This window comes from Peribacillus frigoritolerans (assembly GCF_040250305.1).
Classification (GTDB): Bacteria; Bacillota; Bacilli; order Bacillales; family DSM-1321; genus Peribacillus.
In genome coordinates this window covers 1,648,587-1,673,557 of the sequence record NZ_CP158190.1, presented here as the reverse complement: position 1 = coordinate 1,673,557, position 24,971 = coordinate 1,648,587, and the positions used below count along the sequence as shown (strand labels likewise).

Here is a 24,971-nt window from a genome sequence, read left to right as displayed (position 1 = left end):
AGTTGTCCTTCTCTTTTATGAGGGATAATGATAAAGTAATGAATAATAAGTTAGTTAGGAGAGGTTTAATTGATTCAACGTTTTATTGAAATTGGACAAGGATATTCCGATATATATGAGTTGCTGGAAGTAGGACGCAATCAGAAACATCGAGTTGCAAGACTTATGGCCATGCATACTACTATAAATGATAAAAAGGTCACGTCATTGGTGATCGTCATGCAGCCCACAGATCCCGGGAAATTCCAGCCGCTTTACATTTGCCGTGAAGGTATACCTAACCCTCATGAGACAAAAAACAAACGCTATGAGCTTTTTGAGAACTTGGCGGAGGAACTGGATAGACCGATTATTGAAATCGACGTGAAACCTTCGGTGCTCTTCGCAGAAATCGAGTTGTACTACCAACACTTAATCGGCATTTTGCGAATGAATAGGTATCTGCCCCCATTAGGTTGATTGATCCCCCTGAATTGAAAAAAGCTGACTCCGCATGAGTCAGCTTTTTTTAAATTCCCATTTTATAATCATATTCTTTCGCTTTATCCGGTTTGGAGTTTTCGAACTCCACCTTCAAAAAAGGCTTGTAAGAAAGGTCCACTTTTTTAACGAACGAATAATTATTCAGCTTTTCCACTAGTGGTTCCACTTCATCCATATTCGTATAAAGCACCACATATTTCAACTTTTTAGAAACATAATGGATATTTCCAAATTTCCTAAGCATTTTGGCTTGTTTTAATGTATGTAAATAGACGATGATTCCCTGTCTCGCTCCAAGCATATCAATAACTCCCTTTTATAAAGGTTTTAACTAAGTGTAGCATAGCAGAATCTTTACTTTCAACCAAGAAAAAAGATTATAAACGAAATTCTCTCACTATTATGAATATATACACTGTGAAGGGAGCGTAACAAACGATGGATTTAAACCAAATTTGGCATCAATTTATTGTTCATCTATTAGATAATGATGAAATTACCCAAGCTTCGATAAAAAAGATCACAGGTATACCATTTTTATATATCCATTACCATCCGGCTCAAAATGATAATAGTAAGCTTTCTTTTTTAATAAAAAAAGCCGCAAGCCTTTCCATGCGCGGCAAGCAGCTTCATTGTGAAACCATCTTCGTACGGCAGGAAGAACATTTATATGTATTCCGGCATCGTTTTTATGTGCCGCAGCAAAAGATGTTTTGCTGCGGCAACCTATGTCCGGATTGTATTTTATATCGCAGTTAATCGCTTCATCACGTATCCGGAATATAATCTTTATACATGCATCGGTTCATTGACCGAAGTCTCGACGTAGGTTCCTTACATGACACAGCCACCGAACTCCGTAGTAATGTCGAATTTCGATGGCTGCATTCAATATACCGGCCTATTGTTCACAATCTGGCCATTACCTTAAGCAGAGCAGCCGCAGCTTCCGCCGGTTCCGCAGCTTCCCGTTGAACATCCACCGGATGAAACAAAAAATGGATTCCCCGCTGGAGTTTTGACTTGTTCAGAAACCGCTCGGCCAATCCTTCCGCTTATTTCATCAAGAACGGATTGCAATTCGGTCTCAGCCCGCTTAAACTCAGCAACGGCAGGGTGCATATCCATGTCTCGTTTTGCTTGCCTGGTTTCTAAATTGATGCGTTTATAATCCGGATGATATTTACCGAACCTTTGAACATCTTCAAATAGATCCTTTAGCGAAGTAAACTTGGAAATTTTCCGCTGGGCCTCTTTGTCGCTTTGTAATTTATATAAACTAAGGAGGTATTCTTCCCCTATTTCAGAATGAAGGATCATTTCAGCTAATCCATCAGCCTGTTGTAAAATGTCGATGATTTCCATAGTAGCAAGCATTAACAAGCTCACCTCCACAACCATTTTACCATTTCTCCCTTTTAGATGCTAATGGTTTGATTAAATCGAGGAAGTGATATGTACCTCAATCTCTTTTTGCAGCCCTGTTTTTTCTCCTGAACCATTCAAAATCTCCAGCTTAATTTTATGCTTGCCATTCGGGACTTCCTTTAAGATAAATGCTGCCGTTTTCATATCGACTTTCTTTTGATTATCAATAAATACGGACACAGTTGCCAACTGTTCTGGATTTGATTCAGAAAAACCATAGTTTTTCAAGTAGCACTCTACATAGACAGAGTTGCCTTTTACAAAAGTTTTTACCCTAAAGTCCTCATCTGAATTTCGGATGCTCGATACAGTGGTGGCAGCTTTAAGTGTAGAAACACCCTGCATGGCTACTCCTGAATTTTCAGGTTCCGGTATTTTCTTCCCACAACCCGAAGCTGCCATCAACACTGTTAGAGCCAATATCAACTTTCTCATTCCATCGTCCCCCTTTTGCCTTTATTGTTCGCCAAAAGGAGTAATTTACTCTTTTTTTCTTCATTCACTTGAAACATTCATCGCTTGAAACATATGAAGCATCATGGAGGCTACCTGAACGCTTTCCGAAAATTTAGAGACCCGATGCGGAATCGACTTTTCAAAATAATATTTCGCCTCGGTTTCAAACACATCCACTTCATGGGGATTACGCATTAACCTTCTGTACCATCCAGGCTGAACCCTCAAGTAATTTCGCATATCTTCGTTTGTTTGGATGAATTCATATATATTCTGACGCATGAAAAACCCTCCTTAATCTTTTGTGAATAAAAAAGGGTTAGCTCTCTGCTCTTTTTCTTTTGGGGGAGGACTTGTATCACCTGATTTATTCCCTTGGAAAGCAGATAACACTCCTTGGATTGCACCGATAGCCTGATTGGCATTCGTAATATATTGTTGAATCTGCCCCATATCCATATTTTTAACTGCACTCATTAACGAACCGATCAACTCAGTGCTTTGGTCTCCCTTTTCCACCGGCGGTGATGGGGATTCTGCATTCATTTTGGACTCACCCACACTGCCGTCAGCCTGCCAGCGTGGATGATCATCTCCGAGTAAATACCACTCTTCAAAAAGTTCCTGCCATGTTGCTTGTTTGCTTCTCACTTCATTCACTAAATGAGGATGCTCCTTTACAAACTCACGAAATCGATCCACGGAGGGCCGTTTTCTTTTTGCCATTACTCTCACCTCACACTTAGACATCGCCTATTGCACCATATGCTCAAGGTAAATAAAAAGTGCATCACATTTCATTTTAAATCCAAATGGATTTTCCAAAAGGAGGTATTTTCATGCCGCATGAATGTGTTTCAATCAAAGACCTCCAAAACCTAGCTGAATCTGCAGATGAAACAGAGTTATCTGATTTATCGGGAATTGTTTCAGGGTTAAAAGCCAAAGTAGAGCAAGGGAACCGCTCTTATTTTTCAATCCTGCTGCAATTAAAAAGATGTAAGCAAACAAGGGACAAGATTCGACCTTAAGCTCAACGGTTCCAAAAGGGTATGCTACCTTTACTGCAGATATCCAAGTTCGTTACGTAAAACCCTTCATCGGCTGATTTCGTGCCACGCAAATTAATACATAGGCAAACGATCATCATTGAGGGGATGGTCCACCGTAATGATGGATGGGGAACTTTTCGCTATATCCAGAACAAGAAAACGGACCCAAATCGGATCCGTTTTTTTATCTCTTTATGAAATTCTGAGTGTAATACTTTTTATATACCCCGACGCCCAGACCTGTAAATTCCTCGTTCAGCATCGCATCCCGATGACCTTTGCTATTTAGCCAGCCTTCCATGACTGCAGCTGCATCCACATATTTAGCCGCTATATTTTCACCTGCTGCCCTGTATTTTACATGACCTGAATCGAGACGCTTTTCCAAATCCCCATTTGTTTCGGAAACCTGGGTTCCTTCAGGTGCGTCCGTCATTTCCCGGCTATGAAGATAGGCAACCCTTGCTGTTGGAGCATCCCATTCTAAAGGCTCCAAATCAAACCGGCTGCGCATTATATTCGTAATATCGAATATTTGCTGCTCATTGCCATCTTCCACTTTCGCCATGTCTTCCTCTGAAAGATCCTTAACTGTCACAAACTCACCATGATAGGTTAACTCATACGGCTGTTGTTTCAATAGGGTCGAATCATTCAAAAATCGGATGCTTGAAACAGTCCCTGTGAATTTATCCAAATAAAGCTGAACATTAATATTCCCTAAATCAATCAACGGTCTCATGTTCATATCTTCCTCCGACAATTCAAAACGATAGGAACTGTCACCAACTTCAATATCAACAGTTGGTTCCACATATAAGCTGGAATAGATGGCATCAATCGATTGTCCAATTTTAAAAGGAGCGACATTCACCTCATCACCGATTCCATAAGCAGATACCACTTTTTCATTTTCAACGGCTAATTGAAAATAATTATTATAACTCTTTTTATAAACCCACCATTCATATCCATAGGCGGACATATCAATTCGATCTGGCTTACCGTATTCCTTTTCTATCTCTTTTGCATTTTTCCCGATTGTTACTGCCAGACCTTCTGTCACTTCAGTAACCCCTTCCTTTTCAGAGGAAGGGCTTTTATCATTTATATGTCCATTGGGGTTAACACCTTTGTTACCATCAATAAGAGGGTTCCCTTCATCTTCATCGCCGATATTGAGATAAATACCGATTACGAAAAAAATAACGATTAACACCAACACCTTACCTAAATTGCGCAGAGGAACACTCCCTCTCTCTATCTAATTTATGTATCCAATGCAAAAAACCTTTCTTTCCTGATTATATCACTGTTCAATCATAATTTTCTAATTTACGATAGACTGCCCCTTCATTAAATTTATTTAAAAAATGGAACTTTTGTGAATGATTGAAATACCATGGTTGAGTTCATTGCAACTTCCACCATTTCGTACTATTATAAAATATAGGATAAAATGGTATATTATAAACATACTTGGAGATTTTTAATATATTCATGTACATAATATTTTCCCGGTATGTCATTTTAATTCTCAATAGTAAACATAGGAGGTACTACTCGTGAAATTTGAACGCTTTGGAATCGAAAACATCACAGCCGACTTAAACCGATTAGATGACCTAATGCCGCAATATGGTTTAATACGTGCAGAACAATGGGATTACGAAAGAGTCAGTTACGATCGTAAGTTCGAATTAAAAGAAGGCACGTTTTACCTGAGAATACTTGGCTATGCTACAGAGGGCGATGTAGGCTCTCACAGGGCCGTCATTAAGCTTATGGTCCCTCTATTAGGAAAACACTATTATCCACACGGACTTGAATATGGTGAAGGAGAGGATTTCCCTGCATCACTAGTTAAACAAAGTGAAAAAATCCTCACTCAAATCAAAGAAGAACTTACACAATTCAACGGCCTGTAAAAGCCGTAAGTTAAAAGTGAGGTACAAAGAGAGAGGATCATGTGTGATGCTCTCTCTTTTTCGTATCCATTACAAAAGCCTGATGCTTTTTTGCACCAGGCTTTTTCGTTATTTTAAAATCCTAGGATCGCCTTTATTAAAGATGTTGTTTCGCCGCCATGATAAATGACATAAAGCAAGATGTAAACAGCTACTCCTGTAATCCCAGTGAAAAACCAAATGATGCTGGTAGCAGGTCCGATTTTTTTATGAATGGCGAATTTACCTTTAAAACCAGTGGTAAGCATGATGATCCCCAAAACTGCTCCAGTTGTCGCAAGCGTTATATGGAAGATCAAAAAAATCGTATAATAAATCTTAATGTCATCGGGTCCGCCAAATGACGTACTGCCAATGAAGACCGTCCGGGAAAGATATATGGTGAAAAAGATTACCGCAAAAACCGCAGCTGCCATCATGGTTTTCTTATGGGTCTCGATTTTGCGTTGTTTAATTTGATACCAGCCTATTGCAACAGTGATGGCACTTAATACAATGAAAGCTGTACTTATCGTTGGAAGGATTGGTAAAGACATATGTATTGTAGTCCTCTCTATATTTATTAATCAACTACCATTTTATAAGAGGCAATCATAAAATTCAATAAAATCAAGGATTATTAACAGAATGCTCACTTTTATAGAATAGCCAAGTCGAATCACTGGCTATTTGCTTAAAATCAAATATTAGGCAAAGGCAAATAAAAGACTTGTCCGCCCCAAGACAAGTCTTTTACCGTACAATTATTCTACAGTCTGAAAATCCGAAGGTATCGGATCGATATCATTTTGGCCGCCATTCTCCTTTTTGAACCAAGCAAAGAAAATGACACCTAATACATAGCCTAAAACGATTTCTTGGATTACCTTCATCAGAACCCCGCCAAGCTGTTGATCCTCAAGCAATGGCAGTCCATTGAACATTTCCGGGCCACTGAGCGTTAAGCCGGACAGCGCTGAAGCCGGGACGCAAAGTTCCATGGCACTGGCCCAAGATTCTGCATTGGTGAATGTATCATACATCGGATCATTAGCAAAAATGATCAAAGCGCAAGCAGGGGTCATTAAAATGCCACTGCCGAAAATATAAGCTACTTTTTTCACACCTGACAGACTTTCACGTTCCGGAAGTTGATTAACAAGCGGGAACCACATCAAAACAGCGGTAGTAAATAAAAGGACCGTGTATCCGGCATGAAACCACATCCCCGTTTTGATAAAGTCGAACACTAACGGGATATGGTACAACGAGAAAAGAACATTAAATACTAAAAGGGCGATAAGAGGTCTCGTGAAAAATTGAAATAACGGCTTCACTCCCCTTGAGTTTATGAAAGTTCTCATAAGCCAATCCGGAATCGCTATGATAAATAAAGGCGGAATCACGAGATAGAGCAGTGCCATTTGAAACATGTGGGCACTGAACATGATATGGCTCAATAAATCCAGCGGTGATCCTTTTACTGCATATAGAAGGAACATGGCTATCAAAAAATAAGTTGCCTGTTTTACTGTTAGCGCTGAACTGCCCGAAAACTTCTCCCTTTTTTTTGTCACCAGCCAAAAATAGCCAACGGTTATAAGTACGAGGACGGCAAAATAATAAGGACTCCACAAAGCGCGAAATCCGAAAATATCAATAGACAAAAAAATCACCTCGTTCATAAACTTTTTCTTACTTTCATTATACCTAAAATGAAACATGGTAACAAATATAGATAAACTTGGATTCTTTTTCTAGCTAATCAACACATAAAGAAAACCGGCTATCATTCAATAGCCGATTTCCTTTATGGTTTATAACCAAACAATCGTTGTGAACACAAGGACAGTTATCAAGCCGACTGCAAGGCCGGAAAATAAGAACAATGCAATGGTGCCATGCCCTTTATGCTTCATATGCATGAAATAATACAATTGGAAAATCACTTGTACAACTGCCAGCAGCAAAATGACTGGTTTAATGAACCAATGTGAAAACCCCTCGATCCCTACAGCTGCAAAAGCAAGTAATGTAAAGAAAATCATAAGTGTAAATGATATCACTTGGTGTTTCATCTCTTCAGCATGTTTCTTACGGCGATATTTTAAATCGACATTCGGGTTCGCTGAATTTGATTGTTCATTCGCCATCAGTTATCCCACCATTCCCATTAAGTATACGACAGTAAAGATAAACACCCAGACTACGTCAATGAAATGCCAATATAGACTAGCAACATAAAATTTAGGAGCGTTATATAAATTCAAGCCCCTTCTTGCATTACGAACCATAAGAGATATGATCCAAACCAGACCGAAAGCAACGTGTCCTCCATGAAAACCGACTAACGTATAAAACGCGGAGCCGAATGCACTGCTCGTAAAGGTATGATGGAATTCATGAACATAGTGATTAAATTCATAAATCTCAAGACCTAGAAAAGCAAAACCAAGTGCAACTGTAATTACAAGCCATGCTTGCATTTGTTTAAAATGGTTATTTTTCATATGGTACATCGCATACACACTGGTTAATGAACTGGTCAATAACAGCATGGTTGCTACAAATGTCAGCGGTAATTCGAACAAGTCTTTAGCTAAGGCTGCATCACCATTTGGAACTTTATCCTTCAATGCAAGGTAAGTTGCAAAAAGTGAGGCGAATAGTACCGTCTCTCCACCAAGAAACAACCAGAATCCCAAATACTTATTTTTACCTTCTAAAGTCGCTTTCTCGGGAGAAGCAGGCCAAGTGGCATCCGTGAATCTTTCATCTGTTTGCATTATGCCTTACCTCCCTTGTCTTTATCGTCCATAAGTTCTTCTTTATGAATGTGGTATCCATGATCGTCTTTTACGGAACGGATAAACATTGAAGCGAATGTGATCAAAAGTCCAACAATCATTATAGGCAGGGTCCATGTCTTATCATCCATATTATATAAAGCTCCGAATGCGGCAACAAATAAACCCAAGGCAATCGTTAAAGGAAGTATGGATGAATTCGGCATATGGATATCCCCCAGTGGTTCTGCAGGAGTCATTTCCTTTTTCCCTTCCATTTTTTCAACCCAGTAAGGATCTAATCCGCGGACAAGCGGAAGTTGTTTGAAATTATAAAAGGGCGGTGGTGATGGGATGGCCCATTCCAGCGTACGGCCGTCTCCCCATGGATCATTGCCGACTTTCTCATTCTTCACAGATGTAATGATTATATTGATGACCATAACCAAGACCCCAAATGCCATTAAGAAGGCTCCAACTGTACTAATCATATTACCTGTATTGAGACCTTGATCGTCCAAGAATGTAAATACGCGACGAGGCATCCCCATCAAACCTAAGAAATGTTGAATGAAGAATGTTAAATGGAAACCGATCAAGAACGTCCAAAATGTGATTTGTCCCAATTTTTCACTTAACATCGTTCCAAACATTTTTGGCCAATAAAAATTGATTCCAGCCAGTAAGCCCAATACAACCCCGCCAACGATTACATAGTGGAAATGGGCAACAACGAAATAACTATCATGGTATTGATAATCAGCTGGTGCTGATGCGAGCATGATACCTGTCACGCCGCCCATGGTAAATGTAGGGATAAAGGCAACTGCATAAAGCATCGGTACCGTGAACTTGACGCTTCCGCCCCACATCGTAAAAATCCAGTTGAATATCTTAATACCCGTCGGCACTGCAATAGCCATGGTAGCAACGGCAAAAATCGCATTCGCGATAGGTCCTAAACCAGTCGTAAACATGTGATGCGCCCAAACCATGAAACCTAAGAAACCGATTAAAACGGTTGCAAATACCATTGATGAATAACCAAATAATCTTTTTCTGGAGAATGTAGCGAAAATTTCGGAAAAAATACCGAAAGCTGGAAGAATCAGGATATATACTTCCGGGTGACCGAATATCCAGAATAAATGCTCCCAAATGATCGTATTCCCGCCCGCTGCTACATCAAAGAAATTCGAGCCGAACATCCTGTCGAACATCATTAACACCAATCCTACGGTAAGCGGAGGAAAAGCGAATAATATCAATGCGGAAACAACGAAAGTTGACCATGTGAACAGCGGCATACGCATATATGTCATACCAGGCGTACGCATATTAATAATGGTTACAAGGAAATTGATCCCCGCAATTAATGTTCCCAATCCTGATATCTGTAATCCCAGGACGTAAAAATCAATACCGTGGCCTTCGGAATGCAGGGAAAGTGATGCATATGATGTCCAGCCTGCATCAGGAGCCCCCCCTAAAAACCATGAAAGATTCAGAAAGACTCCTCCAAAGAAAAACAACCAAAAACCTAACGAGTTCAAAAATGGGAACGCGACATCACGTGCCCCTATCTGTAAGGGTACAACCGCATTCATTACAGCAAACACCAATGGCATGGCTGCCAGAAATATCATAGTTGTACCGTGCATGGTCAATATTTCATTATAAAATCCGGCACTTACGAAGTCATTATTTGGGATTGCAAGCTGGATACGGATAAACATCGCTTCCAAACCGCCGATTACAAAGAATAATCCGCCAGAGATAAGATATAAAATGGCGATTTTCTTATGGTCCACCGTCGTCAGATAATCCCAAAGCGTAGCGCCAAATCCTTTTTTATTAGCGTACGTACTCACGATTTAACCTCCTTAATCAATGTTCTATTTGTCTTCCACCTTAAGCTCTAATAGATAGGCTGCCAGTGCATTAATATCTGAATCCGAAAGTTCGCCGTAAGTACCGGTCATCGTGTTGCCCGGTTTATACTTCTCAGGATCTTTGATCCATTTTTTTACATTCTCTTCAGTATGATCCAATACGCCAGCCACTTTTTGACGCTCACCGAATGTAGCGAGATTCGGAGCCTGACGAGCAGCTTCAGGCCTGCTGTCATTTGGTGTCACCGCATGGCAGCCTATACAACTTTGATTAAAGACATCTTCACCCTGTTTGGCCAGATCACCTTCAACGACAGGTTCCTTCGCGGCTTTCATATCTTTGGTCCACGCTTCAAAATCGCTTTTGGACTTCGTTACGACCTTAAAATCCATCAAAGCATGTGAAGGACCGCAAAGTTCAGCACATTTTCCGTAAAACAAGTTGTTTGAATCTTCAGCCTTTTCACTGTCGAATTCTAAGAAAAACTGATTGACCCCTTCTGTATTGGTATCCATCTTTCCTCCGACAGACGGTACCCAGAATGAATGCTTAACATCTGAAGCAGTTAGATTGAAGTACACTTTTTGATCGGTTGGCACAACCAAATCCTGACTTGTTACAACGCCAAGGTCCGGATATTCAAACTCCCACCAATAAAGGTTCGCCCTGACATTCACGACAAGTGCATCCTTCGTTTTTCCATCCTTATCTTTCTTATCCATTGCCTTTGTGTCGGCTAAGTCGAAAGTCGTGACGACGGTTGGAACAGCCAGAACAATTAAAAGAAGGATAGGAATAACAGTCCAGATAATTTCGAGTTTATGACTTCCTTCAATTTGTTTCGGTATTGTTTCGTCGCCTTCCTTCCGACGGAAGCGTAGTAAAACTACAACGAACAAAATAATCACAACAATAATAACCAGTACCATGATCAGTGTACTCAATATCAGTAAGTCATACTGAGATTGCGCAACATCGCCAGCTGGCTTCAGTGCGGATAGAAATGGTTCGCCGCAGCCCGAAAGGACAAGTCCTACAATACCCAGCAGAGCAATTAGGCGCCATTTGTGCAGCCTTTTTTTCATAGCTTCAGAAACCCCTCTTTCGTCAAAATTTTCTCACAAAAATAAAAATGGGCGCAATTGCGAATATTCTCTCTATGTCAATTTCTAAAAAGAAAGAATCCCTAAACTAAGGAATTATTATGATGATCCATGTAACCGCTCTTATGTATGACCCCGTTGGTTCCGTTAATATGTATGAGTGGCGGTCAGTGCAATATATATCAGTAAGCTGGAGCCTGTAAAAGAACAGGCCGCCAGCTTATTTTAACCAAAACTAGATGAGAGTGACAATAACCATCGCTACAAATAAAATGGTCATATAATTTAAAGAATATACAAACATGGATGTTGCCCATTTAACATCATCTTTCTTTTTATACCCCTTAATTCCCAAAATAAGCCACCCCGTGCTCAATAATGCAGCAAGAATAACTAGCGGAGTTCCTAATGGAGTTAAAAAGAAAGGAACGAACATTAAACAGATGATCCATAGCATAATCGACCTTTTTGCGGCCTTGAAGCCTTTTACGACCGGAAGCATGGGTACTCCGGCTGCACGATATTCTTCGACACGCCTCATTGCTAGTGCATAAAAATGAGGCGGCTGCCACAAGAACATGATCGCAAACAGGACCCAGGCGATCTTATCAAGGCCCGGGTCGACTGCAGCCCACCCGATAAGTGGAGGCACGGCTCCGGATATACTGCCTATAATCGTATTCGAGACAAATCTACGCTTGAAAACCATTGTATATAGAACAACATAGGCGAAGACGCCGAATGCACCTAGTATGGCAGTTGTCATATTAGTCAATGCAAGTAAAATCAGCCCTGCAGCAATTAAGCCGAAACTTAATGCCAATACCTTTGAAGGCTGTACTTTCCCAGTTACCGTTGGACGGTTTTTCGTTCTTTCCATTAAATGATCGATATCACGGTCATAATAATTATTGAAACTGCAAGATCCCGCCATAATGAGCGCCGAACCTGCAAGTGTATAAAACACTACATCTAGATTGCTTAAGAAGCTAAGCCCCGAAAAATGAAGAGCTAACCACACGCCGGTAAAAGCTGTAATTATATTTGAATTGACAATCCCCACTTTTATAAGTGCGAGAAAATCCTTCCAAGCTGTTGTTTCAGGTATATCCGATTGAAGGGCGGCTTTACTGTCCTCCATGACAGCTTCTGACAAACCCCTTGTTTCTGACATTTGTTTTCCTCCTTTAAATCATTCAGCACAGACGCAAATGCAAAAAAATACTTACATATGCTATAGAACATTATTTCATACTTTTTGATATTTGTAACCAAGGAAGCGTAAACAAAAAGTAAATTATTTACCAATGACCGTTGTCAATGGAATCCATCGAGAGACATCATTCTTAATATCATGCTTAATAACAGTAAAATTTAGTAAAATCATTTCTTCAATATATTAAAACACATTTTTGGAAGCTTTTGTGAAAATTTTTCGGATAATTTTTGACCAATTTGTGTCTCGATAATTTACTGCTGTTATAAGAAGTTCATCAAGAACATGAATAGTATGCTGTTATCATCATCCCCTAGGCTTATTCCCTATTTTGCTCCTACTTGAAGGTTTACACTCCCTTTATTTCTATCAAAGTCTTTTGTAACTTTCAACTATTTCAGGCATTTTAATTAATAGCTATAATATAAACTGAACTTGTAAAATCATTCTATTTTGTGTAATATCGAGGAAGTTCGACAAATATTATGAAAAATCTTATGCTATTATTAATTTTAAGAACAATCCTATTTGCTACAGAGAAAAAGGTGGGACTACTAGTGAAATCGTCTCTTAAATGGTTTGCTGTTTTAACAACGATTGTAATGCTTTTCATCTTACTTGGTGGAGCTTTAGTCACGAAGACGGATTCCGGCATGGGTTGCGGCAGGTCATGGCCGTTGTGCAATGGCCAATTGATCCCGGACAAAATCACGATTGAATTGGTCATTGAGCTTTCCCATCGGCTCGTTTCAGGTGCTGGAGGATTCTTGGTTTTAATTTTATCGTATATGTCTTGGAAAAAAATCGGCCATATCCGTGAAGCGCGTTTCTTATCCGTCCTTTCTTTTGGTTTTCTGTTACTGCAAGGGTTGATCGGAGCCGCTGCCGTCATTTGGTCACAATCCGATTTCGTCCTTGCCCTTCATTTTGGCATATCGCTCATTTCCTTTGCTTCCGTCTTTTTACTGACACTGTTGATTTTTGAAGTAGACAAGAAGTTCGAAGCCGAAAAACTTATAGTGGACAAACGAATGACATTCCATATTATTGGCGTATTGATTTTTTGTCTGGCAGTCGTATATACGGGTGCTCTTGTAAGGCATACAGAATCCAGTCTTATCTGTAAGGATTGGCCTTTATGTGTAAATGACAGCGCTGCACTCCCATCCAACCTTTATGAATGGATTCAGATGGGTCACCGTGCAATGGCAGGCGCTATATTCATTTGGGTATCATATGTGGCTTATATCGCCCAAAAACATTACAAAAATCAAAAAGTTTTATATGGCGGTTGGATTGCTGCATTCATTCTCGTATTTTTACAGGTTACAGCTGGAGCCTTCATCATTTTCTCAAGGCAAAACTTATATATCGCATTGACACACGCATTGTTCATTGCCTGCTTTTTTGGTGTAATGAGCTATTTGATGCTATTGACATCAAGAAGTAAAAAAAATGCCCTAGCCAAGCAAAAAGGGAACTCCACGCACACAGTCAAAGGACAGGATGAACAGGATATAACACCAACTGTACCCGCTCGTTAATGTCTGATTGTTCAATCAATAATATAAAAGGACAAAACAAAAACCAACATTCCCGGGAATGTTGGTTTTTGTTTTGTCTCAAGATGACCGTACATTGCCTAAAAAGAGGGTACAGAGCAGCTTGAAACCTCAAGCATACCCTATATACCCCAAATCGTTTACAAGGTCACAGTCAGCTAGATTACTTAGTTATTTCAATCAATAAGTCTCCAGTACTGATCGCTTCTCCATCTTTTACATAAATATCTTTAATGGTCCCGGAGAATGGTGCTTGAACGGTAGTTTCCATTTTCATCGCTTCTGTAATGATTAGGTGATCACCCTGCTTGACCTGATCGCCTTTCTCGACCACTACACGAATAACCGTACCTGGCATTGTCGCACCGAGTTGTTCTTTATTTTTTGGGTCTGCTTTCATTTTTGATATAACGGATGATTTAATGTTTTCATCCTTGATGATCACTTCACGCGATTGACCATTCAACTCAAAATAAACGACCCTTGTTCCATCAGCCAATGGCTGACCGATTGAAACCAATTTTACGATGAGCGTTTTACCCTTTTCAATTTCAACTTCGATTTCTTCCCCTAGCCTCATGCCATATAAGAAAGTTGCGGTATCGAGGTTGGAAACATCTCCAAACAGTTCAATCGTTTTATTGTAGTCCAGGAATACTTTTGGATATAGGGCATATGCAAGCACATCGAAATCAGTGACTGCCCGTCCCAATTCCTTGAATAATTCTTCTTTAAGTGCTGCAAAGTCCACTTCTTCCAATAATTCACCCGGTCTTACTGTTATAGGTTTCTTCCCTTTCAGGATAACTTCCTGAAGCTCTTTAGGGAATCCCCCAACTGGCTGACCTAGATAGCCTTCGAATAACTCTATGACCGAATCAGGGAAATCGATGGATTTGCCTTTTGTCAGAACATCTTCTTCAGACAGGTTATTTTGTACCATGAATAAAGCCATATCCCCAACAACTTTGGATGAAGGAGTTACTTTAACGATATCGCCGAACATTACATTGACGCGCTGGTACATCTCTTTCACTTCATGCCAGCGGTCTCCCAGCCCCACTGCTTTGGCTTGCTGCTGCAGATTACTATATTGACCGCCCGGCATCTCATGTTTGTAAACCTCGGTATGAGGTGCATTCATGCCGCTTTCGAAGTCATGATAGAATTTCCTGACCTCTCCCCAGTATTCTCCTAAACGCTCTAGTGAATCGACTTCCAATTTAGGCTGTCTGCTTGACCCCTCCAATGCATAATGAAGTGTTTGTACACTTGGCTGCGAAGTCAGTCCAGCTAAAGAACCAATCGCCGTATCAACGATATCCACACCAGCTTCGATCGCTTTAGAATACATGTAAATTCCATTTCCGCTTGTATCATGAGTATGCAGATGGATCGGAAGGGATGTCGATTCTTTCAGTTCCGATACAAGGCGGTAAGCAGCTTCAGGTTTCAAGAGGCCGGCCATATCCTTGATCGCTAAAATATGGGCACCGGCTTGTTCTAATTCCACCGCCATATTTTTATAGTATTCGATATTATACTTGCTGCGTGATGGATCATTCAAATCCCCTGTATAACAAATGGCAGCTTCCGCAATTTTGCCGGATTGACGGACTGCATCAATAGCCAATTCCATTCCTTTAACCCAGTTTAAACTATCGAAGATACGGAAAACATCAATGCCTGCATCCGCTGATTTCTCTACGAATTCACGAATGACATTATCAGGGTAATTTTTATAACCAACTGCATTTGAAGCCCTTAAAAGCATTTGCAAAAGGACATTCGGAGCTTTTTTCCTGAAACTTAACAGCCTGTCCCATGGATCTTCTTTCAAGAAGCGATATGCGACATCGAAAGTTGCCCCGCCCCACATTTCCATTGAAAATAAATCAGGAAGGAGTTTTGCTGTAGGTTCAGCGATATCAAGGATATCTTTCGACCTGATTCTCGTCGCCAGTAATGATTGATGTGCATCACGGAAAGTCGTATCGGTGATCAATACCTCTTTCTGTTCTTTGATCCATTTGACAAGTCCCTCTGCACCTTGCTCTTCAAGTATATTTTTTGTACCAGAGATAAGCGGCAGACCACCAACATTCGGAATTGGAGCTGGATCAAAAACCGGCTTTTTCTTTTTCTCGACTCCCGGGAATCCATTCACGGTCACATTTCCGATATATGAAAGCATTTTTGTCCCACGGTCTTTTCTGATTGGGAAGCTAAATAATTCAGGTGTTGTATCAATGAATGATGTATCATATTCCCCATTTATGAATTTTTCATGTTTTACAACATTTTCAAGGAAGGGGATATTTGTTTTAATACCACGAATCCTGAATTCCTTAAGGTTACGAACCATTTTGGAAGCTGCCTGCTCAAATGAAAGCGCATGAGTCGAAAGTTTAACGAGAAGGGAATCATAGTATGGTGTGATGACCGCACCTTGGAACCCATTCCCTGCGTCCAGACGAACACCGAATCCCCCACCAGAACGGTAAACCATCATTTTCCCGGTGTCGGGCATGAAATTATTCAATGGGTCCTCAGTCGTCACCCTTGATTGAATCGCATATCCATGAGTTTTAATTCCTGCTTGTTCGGGAATCCCGATCTTTTTGCCATGGAGTTCATGGCCTTCAGCTACCATGATTTGAGATTGAACAATATCAATGCCCGTAATCATTTCAGTAATGGTATGCTCAACCTGTACCCGTGGATTGACTTCAATAAAGTAAAATTCGCCATTTGCGACAAGGAACTCGACCGTACCAGCGTTTACATAATCAATATTTTTCGCCAACTTGACGGCTGCCTCACAAATCCTTTCCCTTAAATCTTCGGTAAGGGAAACAGAAGGTGCCACTTCCACAACTTTTTGATGCCGTCTCTGAACGGAACAGTCACGTTCATATAAATGGACGATATTCCCATGAGTATCAGCCAAAATCTGAACTTCGATATGCTTCGGATTTTGTATGAATCTCTCTACATAGACTTCATCATTACCAAAAGCTGCTTTAGCTTCTGATTTTGCGCGATCATAAGCCTCTTCAACTTCTTCGATTTTTTCGACAATCCGCATTCCGCGTCCGCCGCCGCCTAAAGAGGCTTTTATAATAATTGGAAAACCGTATTGTTCACCAAATTCCTTGACTTCTTCAACACTGGTCACCGGTCCATCGGTACCAGGGATAACCGGAATATCAGCCAGTTCAGCTTGTGTTCTGGCTTTTACTTTGTCACCAAACATATCTAGGTGTCTTGATTCTGGTCCGATGAAGATTATGCCCTCTTCCTCACAACGTTTTGCAAATTCAATATTTTCTGAAAGGAAACCATAACCGGGATGAATCGCATCAACTCCGCTCATTTTGGCAATCGCAATTATGCCTTCAATATCCAGGTATGCATCAATCGGCTTTTTGCCTTCCCCGACCAAATATGCCTCATCCGCTTTATATCTGTGATAAGAACCATAATCTTCCTTTGAATAGATTGCAACTGTGTGAATGTCTAATTCCGTACATGCACGAAAAATCCTTATCGCTATTTCCCCACGATTTGCCGCAAGTACTTTTTCTATACGTTTCCCCATTGCTACCACCCTAATCAATATGTATTTTTATTGAATATATAGAAAAAAAGCGTGAAAGATTTCCACCACTTTTTATTCATGAATTGATTTCCCAAATAAGGAGTCCAATCTGATGAAGCTCATTTTATCGCTGATGTAATTATTTCGATATATTTTATATTTTCGTTTTTTACTTTCTATAAAGATAAAAAAGAGCCCTATACCATTAGCAAATGAAAATTTAGCTATAATAATATATTATCAATTTGATTTAACATTCAATTAATATAACAATAATACTAAAATTAACTGAATACAATAAAAAAATAAAAAATTGCATATATTCGTATATAAAAACAAGGAATTAAATCTGATTTCCCACCAAGACTCCAATGCCGCAGCAAAGGAACAGGACCATAAATTACCAATATTAAAATAAAAATTCAAAATAATACAAAAACTAAAATTGAGGTTCCGCGGTTCAATTAGTATGTCACTATTGAATATAGTATAACACTATTAATTAATTATGTACATAAATAAAAAACTCAAACAATCATCGAGATTTGTTTGAGTTAGTATGTTTTATCTATTATTTTTTTAATGATGCTTCATGCAAAACTGACAATTCCTGTTCAAGGGTTTCCAACAGGGATTTACCCTCGGTCTCCTCTACCAAACCTAAGCGTACGGCAAAATCAATTTCTCTTGATAGACCGAACATCTGTGTATCAAGGACCTCTTCATATAAAGGACATTGAGGCATAGTGAGATTTTCCATTTGAACTTTTATCAGTTTTAGAATCTTGTCAGCATCTGCTTTTAATAAAGCATAAGCTTTTTCTCGATGATTGACAAGCATATCAGATGCCATGTTAAATCCCCCCGCTCAGAGCGATTAAATCTTATCTCTAAATTCTACCTTTAGTTTTGTGAAAAAGCAAGGACATTGACAAACAATTTGCCATTGAGATATCACGATCACCTCTCAAATGAATATACCTAGCCATGGAAATTGTTCACCATCGTGAAGATGTGACATTTCAATTATAATTGATTATAATCATTAAAGAGCAACAGAAAGGAATGAGATATTTGGAACCCATCGTATTTATAAATGGAAAAGTGAAATATCCAATTACGCTAGATCCCGGAGTATGGATTTTTGATGACCGTAAAGTTGAAATAAATACATATTTCCACGCTGAAAGAGTCCAAGTCAATGAATTAGAAGAATATACGATTGCCGCCTCCAAACATTGGCAAAAAGAAATACAGGAAGGCGCAATAATGCCACCCACATTAAAAACGGAACGAAAGTTCGAGAAGCAAAGATTGCTGGAAGGGACTTTCGGCATCCCTTTTGAACCTTTTTTAAAAAATGCCGAACCTGAAAATGGGGTAACTGAAGTCATCGTCACAACCGATGATGAGGAGCTTACATTCCCGTTGGAAACGGCACTTGAATTTTTCCTGGGCTTTTCCAAGGAAGGAAAGCCGCTTAAAATATCCGAGGGCGGTCCTTTGGAAATTTATTTCGGAGACGCTTCCAACATCAATGATCCGATAAAAAATGTACGGTCTTTCACTGTTAAATAAGACTTAGTCCATTCTCACCAAAAACTTTAGAGCAATCGGCAAGGGATATCCCTTGCCGATTGCATTATAAAAGCGTAGCTGCCAGCTGGGCCAATCCAGATCTTTCCCCTTTTATCAATTTAACATGGCCTGCAATACGCTCGGTCTTGAATTTTTCCACCACATATGTCAAACCATTATTATATTCATCTAAATACGGATGATCTATTTGCTCCGGATCTCCCATTAATACAATTTTGCTTCGCTCCCCGACCCTTGTCAAAATGGTCTTGACCTCATGTTTCGTTAAGTTCTGCGCTTCATCGATGATAATGAACTGATCCGGGATGCTCCTTCCCCTGATATAGGTTAGGGCCTCCACTTCGATCGAACTCATTCCTGCTAAAATGGCATCCAATTCACCAGGTTTTTTCGTATTGAACAAAAATTCGAGATTATCAAAAATAGGCTGCATCCATGGTCTTAATTTTTCTTCTTTTTCCCCTGGCAGATAACCAATATCTTTACCAACCGGAACAATGGGCCTGGCAACCAAAAGTTTCTTATATTGTGACAAATCTTCAGTTTGCATCAATCCTGTTGCCAATGCCAATAAAGTCTTACCTGTCCCAGCCTTACCAATGAGCGTCACAAGCTTGATATCCGAACGAAGCAACAAATCTAAGGCCATCGTCTGCTGGACATTTCTCGGTTTAATTCCCCAAATATGTTCCCCTTCATACATCAATTTCTTAACGAACCTGCAATTTTCATCCACAATCCCTATCGCAGAAGCTGAACTGCCCAGCGTGTCCTTCATCAACAGGAATTGATTTGGATAATATGAATCTTTTGTCAGTTCTTCCAGTGCCAGAAAACTTTTTTCATAAAACTTATTCAGATTATCAATCGATACAAACACTTCTTTGTGCCCAGCGTAAATATGGTCCAGTTCTACGACACGGTCATTTAAAAAGTCCTCTGCCTCAAGACCGATCGCATCAGCCTTAACCCTGACGAGAGTATCTTTACTAACCAAAATGACCGTTTTTCCAGCTTCCTTCGTCTCTTCTTCCAAAGATAAATTTTTCGCGACTGCCAATATCCTGTTATCATTCGTTTTCTCCACAAAAATTTCCTGAAGCTTATGAAATGAACGGTGGTTGAGTTCAATCCTTATGCTGCCTCCATTATGAAGCGGAATGCTCTGATGAAGCTTCCCATTTTCCCGAAAGCCATCGATCAATTTCGATACTTGCCTGGCATTCCTTCCGATTTCATCCATGTACCTTTTTTTCGAATCCAATTCTTCTAATACGACTGCTGGGATGACAACTTCATTATCTTCGAATGAATAAATCGAATACGGATCCTGCAACAGGACATTCGTATCTAAAACATAGATTTTTTTCCCCAATATGATGCCTCCTGCCTGCTCTATAGGATATGCCTTACCATTTACTACACTCAGCATTTATGTAGCGGACGAGACTGTTGATAAAATATATGTTCCTTTGCATAAAGATAGAAGAACATTTACAGACTATAAAGAAAACTTCCAGCAAAGAATGCAATCCCCAACATTGATTACACCATGTTTCACTGCATTTTATACTTATATGCATCAGACTTGGTAGTGATGGACAGGCTGGAACAAAATAAGGAGCATTAAGGAGGTTTTACATTGCAAAAAATCATATTGTCGCTCGCTGCGGTTCTGTTGATGTCAGGTTGCACAATGGATAATAATAACGAAGTGTCTGAAAATAATGCGAAAAACAATATAACGAAAGTCAATAATACGACCATTAAGGAAGCAGACAGAAATACAGGCCAGCAAACAGCGGAAAGACTCACCGGTTTGGCTAAATCCATTCCGGAGGTGAACGATGCCACCGCAGTCGTACTTGGCAAATATGCCATCGTCGGAATAGATATTGACCAAGATATTGAGCGTTCACAGGTTGGAACGATAAAGTACTCTGTTGGAGAAACTTTAAAACATGATCCTGAAGGCGCAAATGCCCTCATCGTCGCTGACCCGGATATAAATGAACGGATCAGGGAGGTGGCCAGAGACATTAAAGACGGCAAACCGGTTACCGGGATACTGAATGAACTGGCTGACATCACAAGTCGAGTCATTCCTGAGGTTCCTGGTGATATTTTAACCCCAACGCCGTCCAAGAACATTGAAAAGGAAAAAAATAAACTTGATGATGAAACGGAAAGAAAAGAACTCGATAAAGAGCAAAATGATCAATCCAATCACTTTAAAGAATGAATTTTCCTGACCCGAAGTGAATCTTCGGGTTTTTTGTCTATACCCGCCATGCACCAAGTAACATTAACTTTCAAATGTCAGTTCACTTTATCCTCGTTTTACCATAAAAATATTGGTATACTTAAAAGCATATTCGAATTGAAGTGAGGTTCAACTAATATGAAGGTTAAATGTGTAATATGCGATCAAATTGAATCTATACCTGACGATAGCCCAGAAGCAAAGAAACTTCGAAACCGTCCTATACATACCTATATGTGCAATACATGCAACCAACGCATAGAAGAGCGTACGAACGAACGGATTGCAACCGGAAACTTCCGTCTGTACCGGACAATCAAAAATGAAGATGAATGGTAGAATATTTTATAAAGTTTGCCTGATTGGTCTCATCAATGGAGTTCTGCTTGGATTGATAATGAAGTGGGTAGAAATGTTTTCCGGCAAGCAAGTGTATAAGCTTTTATTGAATGTTGATTTCCTTCCTCTAATTGGAGCCGTTTCCTGGAGTGAGGCATCATTGTTCTTTTTCCATCTCCTTTTTTCACTTGCCATTACGTTTATTTACGCTTATATTCTTCTTCCTTTGAAAATTTTCAGGAAATGGAACAAATACGCACTTGCTTTTATCACGATCATTCCCGCCATCATGCTTTACTTCCCGCTATCGGCGCTGTCGAAAACAGAAGTTGTCCTTCCTTCTGATTTGACAGCTTTCTTTTTGTGGACAATCTTACATCTTTTTTACGGACTTTTCCTCCCTAAAGCAATATAAAAAAGAACCGTGCGTAATCGCACGGTTCTTTTTTCATTACTCGATATTTTTATACTTTTCTGGCTCTAACTGAATTTGGTCTAACATGATATCAATCAATTCAATCGGATAACGTTGCTTTTTCATTTCGTCTCCCAAAAGGTACTCGACGAAATAAAATGGTTCTGTTTTTGTAACCGAATCGATTATCACCTGATGATCGTCTTTCAGCATCTGCATGAAAAACATTTCTGTATCGCGTGCAGCTGTATCATCAGGCCTTGCATCACAGACAACTTTGATCGTCAACCAATTGTATAAAGCATCCTGTAATGATTTCATCATCTTAAGCCTGTTCTTCTTTTCTCGAATTATGAAGACGGATCCTATAGATCCCCAGAACAAGCGAAGCGATGACTAATGCTTCCCCCATAGGAAGAAACACCGCAAAGAAAGAAAGAAGGGTACATCCAAGTGCCATTACCACATAAATGACCACATTTTTTAGCAATGGTAACTTTTTGGCAAAACCTAACTGATAGACAAGGATGCATAATCCAAAGACCGTCAAATATAAATACCACATTCCTGCTTCAGGGTTTTCATCCACTCTGTACAATGCTGCAAAAAATGATAATCGCTCTTGGATATCCAATCTTTTCTCCTCCTCTTGCTATTTATTTTTCTTCAACAGCAACTTTTTTTCTTTTAGCTGCTCTTTCACGCTCGTTTTTATCTAGAATTTTTTTACGAAGACGGATTGAATCCGGAGTTACTTCACAGTACTCGTCATCGTTCAAATATTCCAGAGCTTCTTCAAGGGACATGATTCTTGGTTTTTTCATGGAAGAAGTTTGGTCTTTATTTGCTGAACGCATATTTGTCATTTGTTTCGCTTTAACGATATTAACTGTCAAATCGCTATCACGGTTATGTTCCCCGACGATCATGCCTTCGTAAATATCCGTACCTGGCTCAACGAAAATAACACCGCGGTCTTCAACTTGCATAATACCATATTGTGTAGTTTTTCCTGATTCCATGGATACAAGTACACCTTGACGTCTTCCGCCGACTTGACCTTGTGCCATTGGTTGGTAGCTGTCAAATGAATGGTTCATGATACCATATCCGCGTGTAATCGTTAAGAACTCAGTTGAATAGCCAATAAGTCCGCGAGCTGGGATCGTGAACAGTAAACGAACTTGACCGCTTCCGCTGTTGATCATATCCAATAATTCACCTTTACGGGCTCCCATTGATTCCATTATCGAACCAGTGTGCTCCTCAGGTACGTCGATTTGTACACGTTCAACCGGCTCACAACGGACACCATCAATCAAACGAACGATAACTTCCGGTTTAGAAACTTGCAGTTCATAACCTTCACGTCTCATGTTTTCAATCAGGATGGAAAGGTGAAGCTCCCCACGGCCTGAAACAATCCAGACATCCGGAGAATCAGTATTTTCGACTCTTAAGCTGACATCAGTCTGCAATTGGTTTCTCAAACGCTCTTCAATTTTACGAGCTGTAACGAATTTACCTTCACGGCCTGCGAATGGGCTGTTATTTACAAGGAAAGTCATTTGTAATGTTGGCTCGTCAATACGCAGGATAGGTAGAGCTTCAGGATGTTCAGTCGGACAAACTGTTTCCCCTACGTTAATATCCTCCATACCAGAAACGGCAATTAAATCACCGGCAACGGCTTCTTGGATTTCAACTTTCTTCAAGCCAATATAACCAAAGATTTTCGTTACACGGAATTGTTTAACCTTCCCATCAAGTTTCATTAATGAAACCTGTTGACCTACATGCATTTTACCGCGGAATACACGGCCAACGCCAATACGTCCTACATAATCATTATAGTCAAGTAAAGCCACTTGGAATTGAAGCGGTTCATCTGAGTTATCAATTGGTGCAGGGATCGTTTCAACGATTGTTTCGAAAAGTGGGGTCATGTCTTCTTCTTGTTTAGCAGGATCTGAATCCAAGCTTGCAGTACCAGCAATACCTGAAGTGAAGACAACCGGGAAGTCTAATTGTTCTTCTTCAGCTCCTAGTTCGATGAATAAGTCAATTACTTCATCGACCACTTCATTTGGACGTGCAGAATCTTTATCGATTTTGTTCACGACAACGATTGGCGTGATCTTTTGTTCCAATGCTTTTTTCAACACGAAGCGAGTTTGCGGCATACAGCCTTCATATGCATCAACAACAAGAAGAACGCCATCAACCATTTTCATGATCCGTTCCACTTCACCACCAAAGTCGGCATGACCAGGTGTATCCAAAATATTGATCCTTGTATCTTGGTATTGAACTGCTGTATTTTTCGCAAGAATCGTAATTCCGCGTTCTTTTTCAATCGCATTAGAATCCATCGCACGTTCTTCCACATGTTCATTTTCACGGAAAGTACCAGATTGCTTAAGCAACTGATCCACTAACGTTGTTTTACCATGGTCAACGTGGGCAATGATGGCTATATTACGAATATTTTCTCTTAATTTCAAAAAATTCACTCCTAAAAAAGTTTGTGTATAACGTATCACTAGTATTAACTTACATATTATATCACAAACATACTAGAAACAAATACAGAAATTATGTACAATAGATATATTAGGGGTGATATTAATGAACATTAAATGGAATTTCTTAATATTAGCGGTATTGGCAACATCCAGCATTGGCTCCATTGGCATCTTCATTGCTGAAAAAAGCTTGATTGGAATATTGGCTGCAATCGTTATTCTTTGCGGAATCATGGGGTTCGGTTTCACTCAGAAGAAGAAATTACGCGAAGCCGGGAAGTTATAATATAAAAAACTCGCT

At 39.8% G+C, this 24,971-nt stretch carries 29 protein-coding genes; 10 read left to right on the top strand and 19 right to left on the bottom strand.

Annotated features, from left to right (window positions below):
* The first annotated feature begins 69 nt into the window (after positions 1-69).
* Complete coding sequence (locus ABOA58_RS08310; RefSeq protein WP_350301938.1) at positions 70-459, top strand: DUF7147 family protein; 390 nt, start codon at positions 70-72, stop codon at positions 457-459.
* Between the two features lie 49 nt (positions 460-508).
* On the opposite strand, the gene ABOA58_RS08305 is transcribed toward ABOA58_RS08310, so the two are convergent.
* A complete protein-coding gene (locus tag ABOA58_RS08305) occupies positions 509-784 on the bottom strand; it encodes a YlbG family protein (protein WP_048684554.1) in 276 nt (91 codons plus the stop codon).
* Positions 785-921: 137 nt separating this feature from the next.
* Here ABOA58_RS08305 and ABOA58_RS08300 point away from each other — a divergent pair, with 137 nt between their 5' ends.
* Positions 922-1,245, top strand: coding sequence for a hypothetical protein (locus ABOA58_RS08300; RefSeq protein WP_350301937.1), 324 nt, complete (start codon positions 922-924; stop codon positions 1,243-1,245).
* 168 nt (positions 1,246-1,413) lie between these two features.
* On the opposite strand, the gene ABOA58_RS08295 is transcribed toward ABOA58_RS08300, so the two are convergent.
* Genes ABOA58_RS08295 through ABOA58_RS08280 form a run of 4 tightly spaced genes read right to left on the bottom strand, consistent with a single transcriptional unit; the run spans position 1,414 to position 3,096 of the window.
* Complete coding sequence (locus ABOA58_RS08295) at positions 1,414-1,863, bottom strand: YlbF family regulator (protein WP_063232132.1); 450 nt, start codon at positions 1,861-1,863, stop codon at positions 1,414-1,416.
* A gap of 60 nt (positions 1,864-1,923) precedes the next feature.
* Complete coding sequence (locus ABOA58_RS08290; protein WP_350301936.1) at positions 1,924-2,349, bottom strand: hypothetical protein; 426 nt, start codon at positions 2,347-2,349, stop codon at positions 1,924-1,926.
* Positions 2,350-2,409: 60 nt separating this feature from the next.
* The gene (locus ABOA58_RS08285; RefSeq protein ID WP_350301935.1) at positions 2,410-2,652 is read right to left on the bottom strand and encodes a YlbE-like family protein; all 243 of its coding nucleotides are present in this window, start codon (positions 2,650-2,652) and stop codon (positions 2,410-2,412) included.
* Positions 2,653-2,664: 12 nt separating this feature from the next.
* Entirely contained in the window at positions 2,665-3,096 is a 432-nt protein-coding gene (locus ABOA58_RS08280) for a YlbD family protein (RefSeq protein ID WP_350301934.1), read from the bottom strand.
* Positions 3,097-3,209: 113 nt separating this feature from the next.
* Between ABOA58_RS08280 and ABOA58_RS08275 the strand changes: the two genes are divergently transcribed.
* The gene (locus ABOA58_RS08275) at positions 3,210-3,401 is read left to right on the top strand and encodes a hypothetical protein (protein WP_350301933.1); all 192 of its coding nucleotides are present in this window, start codon (positions 3,210-3,212) and stop codon (positions 3,399-3,401) included.
* A 205-nt stretch (positions 3,402-3,606) separates the two neighbouring features.
* Here ABOA58_RS08275 and ABOA58_RS08270 read toward each other — a convergent pair whose 3' ends face one another.
* Entirely contained in the window at positions 3,607-4,641 is a 1,035-nt protein-coding gene (locus tag ABOA58_RS08270; protein WP_350301932.1) for a CAP domain-containing protein, read from the bottom strand.
* Between the two features lie 346 nt (positions 4,642-4,987).
* Here ABOA58_RS08270 and ABOA58_RS08265 point away from each other — a divergent pair, with 346 nt between their 5' ends.
* Positions 4,988-5,350 carry a YugN family protein gene (locus tag ABOA58_RS08265; RefSeq protein ID WP_350301931.1) on the top strand — a complete coding sequence of 121 codons (363 nt, stop codon included), beginning with the start codon at positions 4,988-4,990 and terminating at the stop codon, positions 5,348-5,350.
* Positions 5,351-5,463: 113 nt separating this feature from the next.
* Here the strand turns inward: ABOA58_RS08265 and ABOA58_RS08260 are convergent, their stop codons facing one another.
* From ABOA58_RS08260 to cyoE, 7 genes are all read right to left on the bottom strand, one after another.
* Positions 5,464-5,925, bottom strand: coding sequence for a DUF420 domain-containing protein (locus ABOA58_RS08260; protein WP_057278459.1), 462 nt, complete (start codon positions 5,923-5,925; stop codon positions 5,464-5,466).
* Between the two features lie 207 nt (positions 5,926-6,132).
* Positions 6,133-7,035, bottom strand: coding sequence for a cytochrome c oxidase assembly factor CtaG (ctaG, locus tag ABOA58_RS08255; RefSeq protein ID WP_413016513.1), 903 nt, complete (start codon positions 7,033-7,035; stop codon positions 6,133-6,135).
* Between the two features lie 150 nt (positions 7,036-7,185).
* Positions 7,186-7,521, bottom strand: a complete 336-nt coding sequence (gene ctaF / locus ABOA58_RS08250; RefSeq protein ID WP_350301930.1) for a cytochrome c oxidase subunit IVB — start codon at positions 7,519-7,521, stop codon at positions 7,186-7,188.
* A 3-nt stretch (positions 7,522-7,524) separates the two neighbouring features.
* Positions 7,525-8,154 (bottom strand): cytochrome (ubi)quinol oxidase subunit III, encoded by a 630-nt coding sequence (locus ABOA58_RS08245; protein ID WP_048684533.1) that lies wholly within the window; start codon positions 8,152-8,154, stop codon positions 7,525-7,527.
* Entirely contained in the window at positions 8,154-10,025 is a 1,872-nt protein-coding gene (ctaD, locus tag ABOA58_RS08240) for a cytochrome c oxidase subunit I (RefSeq protein ID WP_054396968.1), read from the bottom strand. The genes ABOA58_RS08245 and ctaD overlap by 1 nt, the downstream gene beginning before the upstream one ends.
* 24 nt (positions 10,026-10,049) lie before the next feature.
* A complete protein-coding gene (gene coxB, locus ABOA58_RS08235; protein ID WP_350301929.1) occupies positions 10,050-11,132 on the bottom strand; it encodes a cytochrome c oxidase subunit II in 1,083 nt (360 codons plus the stop codon).
* A 253-nt stretch (positions 11,133-11,385) separates the two neighbouring features.
* A complete protein-coding gene (gene cyoE / locus ABOA58_RS08230; RefSeq protein ID WP_350301928.1) occupies positions 11,386-12,324 on the bottom strand; it encodes a heme o synthase in 939 nt (312 codons plus the stop codon).
* 599 nt (positions 12,325-12,923) lie between these two features.
* Here cyoE and ABOA58_RS08225 point away from each other — a divergent pair.
* Positions 12,924-13,910: a COX15/CtaA family protein gene (locus ABOA58_RS08225; RefSeq protein ID WP_350301927.1), complete on the top strand. Its 987-nt coding sequence runs from the start codon at positions 12,924-12,926 to the stop codon at positions 13,908-13,910.
* 181 nt (positions 13,911-14,091) lie between these two features.
* On the opposite strand, the gene pyc is transcribed toward ABOA58_RS08225, so the two are convergent.
* Both pyc and ABOA58_RS08215 read right to left on the bottom strand, forming a co-directional pair.
* A complete protein-coding gene (gene pyc, locus ABOA58_RS08220; protein ID WP_350301926.1) occupies positions 14,092-17,529 on the bottom strand; it encodes a pyruvate carboxylase in 3,438 nt (1,145 codons plus the stop codon).
* Positions 17,530-18,100: 571 nt separating this feature from the next.
* Entirely contained in the window at positions 18,101-18,382 is a 282-nt protein-coding gene (locus ABOA58_RS08215; protein ID WP_034313996.1) for a YlaN family protein, read from the bottom strand.
* 221 nt (positions 18,383-18,603) lie between these two features.
* Here ABOA58_RS08215 and ABOA58_RS08210 point away from each other — a divergent pair, with 221 nt between their 5' ends.
* Positions 18,604-19,107 (top strand): hypothetical protein, encoded by a 504-nt coding sequence (locus ABOA58_RS08210; RefSeq protein WP_101224551.1) that lies wholly within the window; start codon positions 18,604-18,606, stop codon positions 19,105-19,107.
* A 64-nt stretch (positions 19,108-19,171) separates the two neighbouring features.
* On the opposite strand, the gene ABOA58_RS08205 is transcribed toward ABOA58_RS08210, so the two are convergent.
* Positions 19,172-20,503 carry a PhoH family protein gene (locus ABOA58_RS08205; protein ID WP_350301925.1) on the bottom strand — a complete coding sequence of 444 codons (1,332 nt, stop codon included), beginning with the start codon at positions 20,501-20,503 and terminating at the stop codon, positions 19,172-19,174.
* 267 nt (positions 20,504-20,770) lie between these two features.
* Between ABOA58_RS08205 and ABOA58_RS08200 the strand changes: the two genes are divergently transcribed.
* From ABOA58_RS08200 to ABOA58_RS08190, 3 genes are all read left to right on the top strand, one after another.
* Positions 20,771-21,370 carry a YhcN/YlaJ family sporulation lipoprotein gene (locus tag ABOA58_RS08200; protein ID WP_350301924.1) on the top strand — a complete coding sequence of 200 codons (600 nt, stop codon included), beginning with the start codon at positions 20,771-20,773 and terminating at the stop codon, positions 21,368-21,370.
* A gap of 159 nt (positions 21,371-21,529) precedes the next feature.
* Entirely contained in the window at positions 21,530-21,730 is a 201-nt protein-coding gene (locus tag ABOA58_RS08195) for a YlaI family protein (protein WP_072272690.1), read from the top strand.
* Entirely contained in the window at positions 21,714-22,145 is a 432-nt protein-coding gene (locus ABOA58_RS08190; protein WP_350301923.1) for a hypothetical protein, read from the top strand. Before ABOA58_RS08195 ends, ABOA58_RS08190 begins: the two co-directional genes overlap by 17 nt.
* A gap of 36 nt (positions 22,146-22,181) precedes the next feature.
* Here ABOA58_RS08190 and ABOA58_RS08185 read toward each other — a convergent pair whose 3' ends face one another.
* The 3 genes from ABOA58_RS08185 to typA are packed head-to-tail and all read right to left on the bottom strand — an operon-like array spanning position 22,182 to position 24,649.
* Entirely contained in the window at positions 22,182-22,466 is a 285-nt protein-coding gene (locus ABOA58_RS08185; RefSeq protein ID WP_101224732.1) for a hypothetical protein, read from the bottom strand.
* A gap of 4 nt (positions 22,467-22,470) precedes the next feature.
* A complete protein-coding gene (locus tag ABOA58_RS08180) occupies positions 22,471-22,779 on the bottom strand; it encodes a YlaH-like family protein (RefSeq protein WP_034314008.1) in 309 nt (102 codons plus the stop codon).
* 22 nt (positions 22,780-22,801) lie between these two features.
* Complete coding sequence (gene typA / locus ABOA58_RS08175) at positions 22,802-24,649, bottom strand: translational GTPase TypA (protein ID WP_048684521.1); 1,848 nt, start codon at positions 24,647-24,649, stop codon at positions 22,802-22,804.
* Between the two features lie 124 nt (positions 24,650-24,773).
* On the opposite strand from typA, the gene ABOA58_RS08170 reads away from it, so the two are divergent.
* Positions 24,774-24,956, top strand: coding sequence for a YlaF family protein (locus ABOA58_RS08170; protein ID WP_034314013.1), 183 nt, complete (start codon positions 24,774-24,776; stop codon positions 24,954-24,956).
* The last annotated feature ends 15 nt before the right edge of the window (positions 24,957-24,971 follow it).

Bases quoted from the DNA above. Each gene is read 5' to 3' on its own strand.
- ABOA58_RS08275 (WP_350301933.1), top strand. From the start codon at position 3,210: ATGCCGCATGAATGTGTTTCAATCAAAGACCTCCAAAACCTAGCTGAA.
- cyoE (WP_350301928.1), bottom strand. From the start codon at position 12,324: ATGTCAGAAACAAGGGGTTTGTCAGAAGCTGTCATGGAGGACAGTAAA.
- ABOA58_RS08285 (WP_350301935.1), bottom strand. From the start codon at position 2,652: ATGCGTCAGAATATATATGAATTCATCCAAACAAACGAAGATATGCGA.
- pyc (WP_350301926.1), bottom strand. From the start codon at position 17,529: ATGGGGAAACGTATAGAAAAAGTACTTGCGGCAAATCGTGGGGAAATA.
- ABOA58_RS08245 (WP_048684533.1), bottom strand. From the start codon at position 8,154: ATGCAAACAGATGAAAGATTCACGGATGCCACTTGGCCTGCTTCTCCC.
- ABOA58_RS08300 (WP_350301937.1), top strand. From the start codon at position 922: ATGGATTTAAACCAAATTTGGCATCAATTTATTGTTCATCTATTAGAT.
- ABOA58_RS08295 (WP_063232132.1), bottom strand. From the start codon at position 1,863: ATGCTTGCTACTATGGAAATCATCGACATTTTACAACAGGCTGATGGA.
- ctaF (WP_350301930.1), bottom strand. From the start codon at position 7,521: ATGGCGAATGAACAATCAAATTCAGCGAACCCGAATGTCGATTTAAAA.
- ABOA58_RS08280 (WP_350301934.1), bottom strand. From the start codon at position 3,096: ATGGCAAAAAGAAAACGGCCCTCCGTGGATCGATTTCGTGAGTTTGTA.
- ABOA58_RS08260 (WP_057278459.1), bottom strand. From the start codon at position 5,925: ATGTCTTTACCAATCCTTCCAACGATAAGTACAGCTTTCATTGTATTA.
- ABOA58_RS08195 (WP_072272690.1), top strand. From the start codon at position 21,530: ATGAAGGTTAAATGTGTAATATGCGATCAAATTGAATCTATACCTGAC.
- ABOA58_RS08185 (WP_101224732.1), bottom strand. From the start codon at position 22,466: ATGAAATCATTACAGGATGCTTTATACAATTGGTTGACGATCAAAGTT.
- ABOA58_RS08170 (WP_034314013.1), top strand. From the start codon at position 24,774: ATGAACATTAAATGGAATTTCTTAATATTAGCGGTATTGGCAACATCC.
- ABOA58_RS08305 (WP_048684554.1), bottom strand. From the start codon at position 784: ATGCTTGGAGCGAGACAGGGAATCATCGTCTATTTACATACATTAAAA.
- ABOA58_RS08190 (WP_350301923.1), top strand. From the start codon at position 21,714: ATGAAGATGAATGGTAGAATATTTTATAAAGTTTGCCTGATTGGTCTC.
- ABOA58_RS08290 (WP_350301936.1), bottom strand. From the start codon at position 2,349: ATGAGAAAGTTGATATTGGCTCTAACAGTGTTGATGGCAGCTTCGGGT.
- coxB (WP_350301929.1), bottom strand. From the start codon at position 11,132: ATGAAAAAAAGGCTGCACAAATGGCGCCTAATTGCTCTGCTGGGTATT.
- ABOA58_RS08215 (WP_034313996.1), bottom strand. From the start codon at position 18,382: ATGGCATCTGATATGCTTGTCAATCATCGAGAAAAAGCTTATGCTTTA.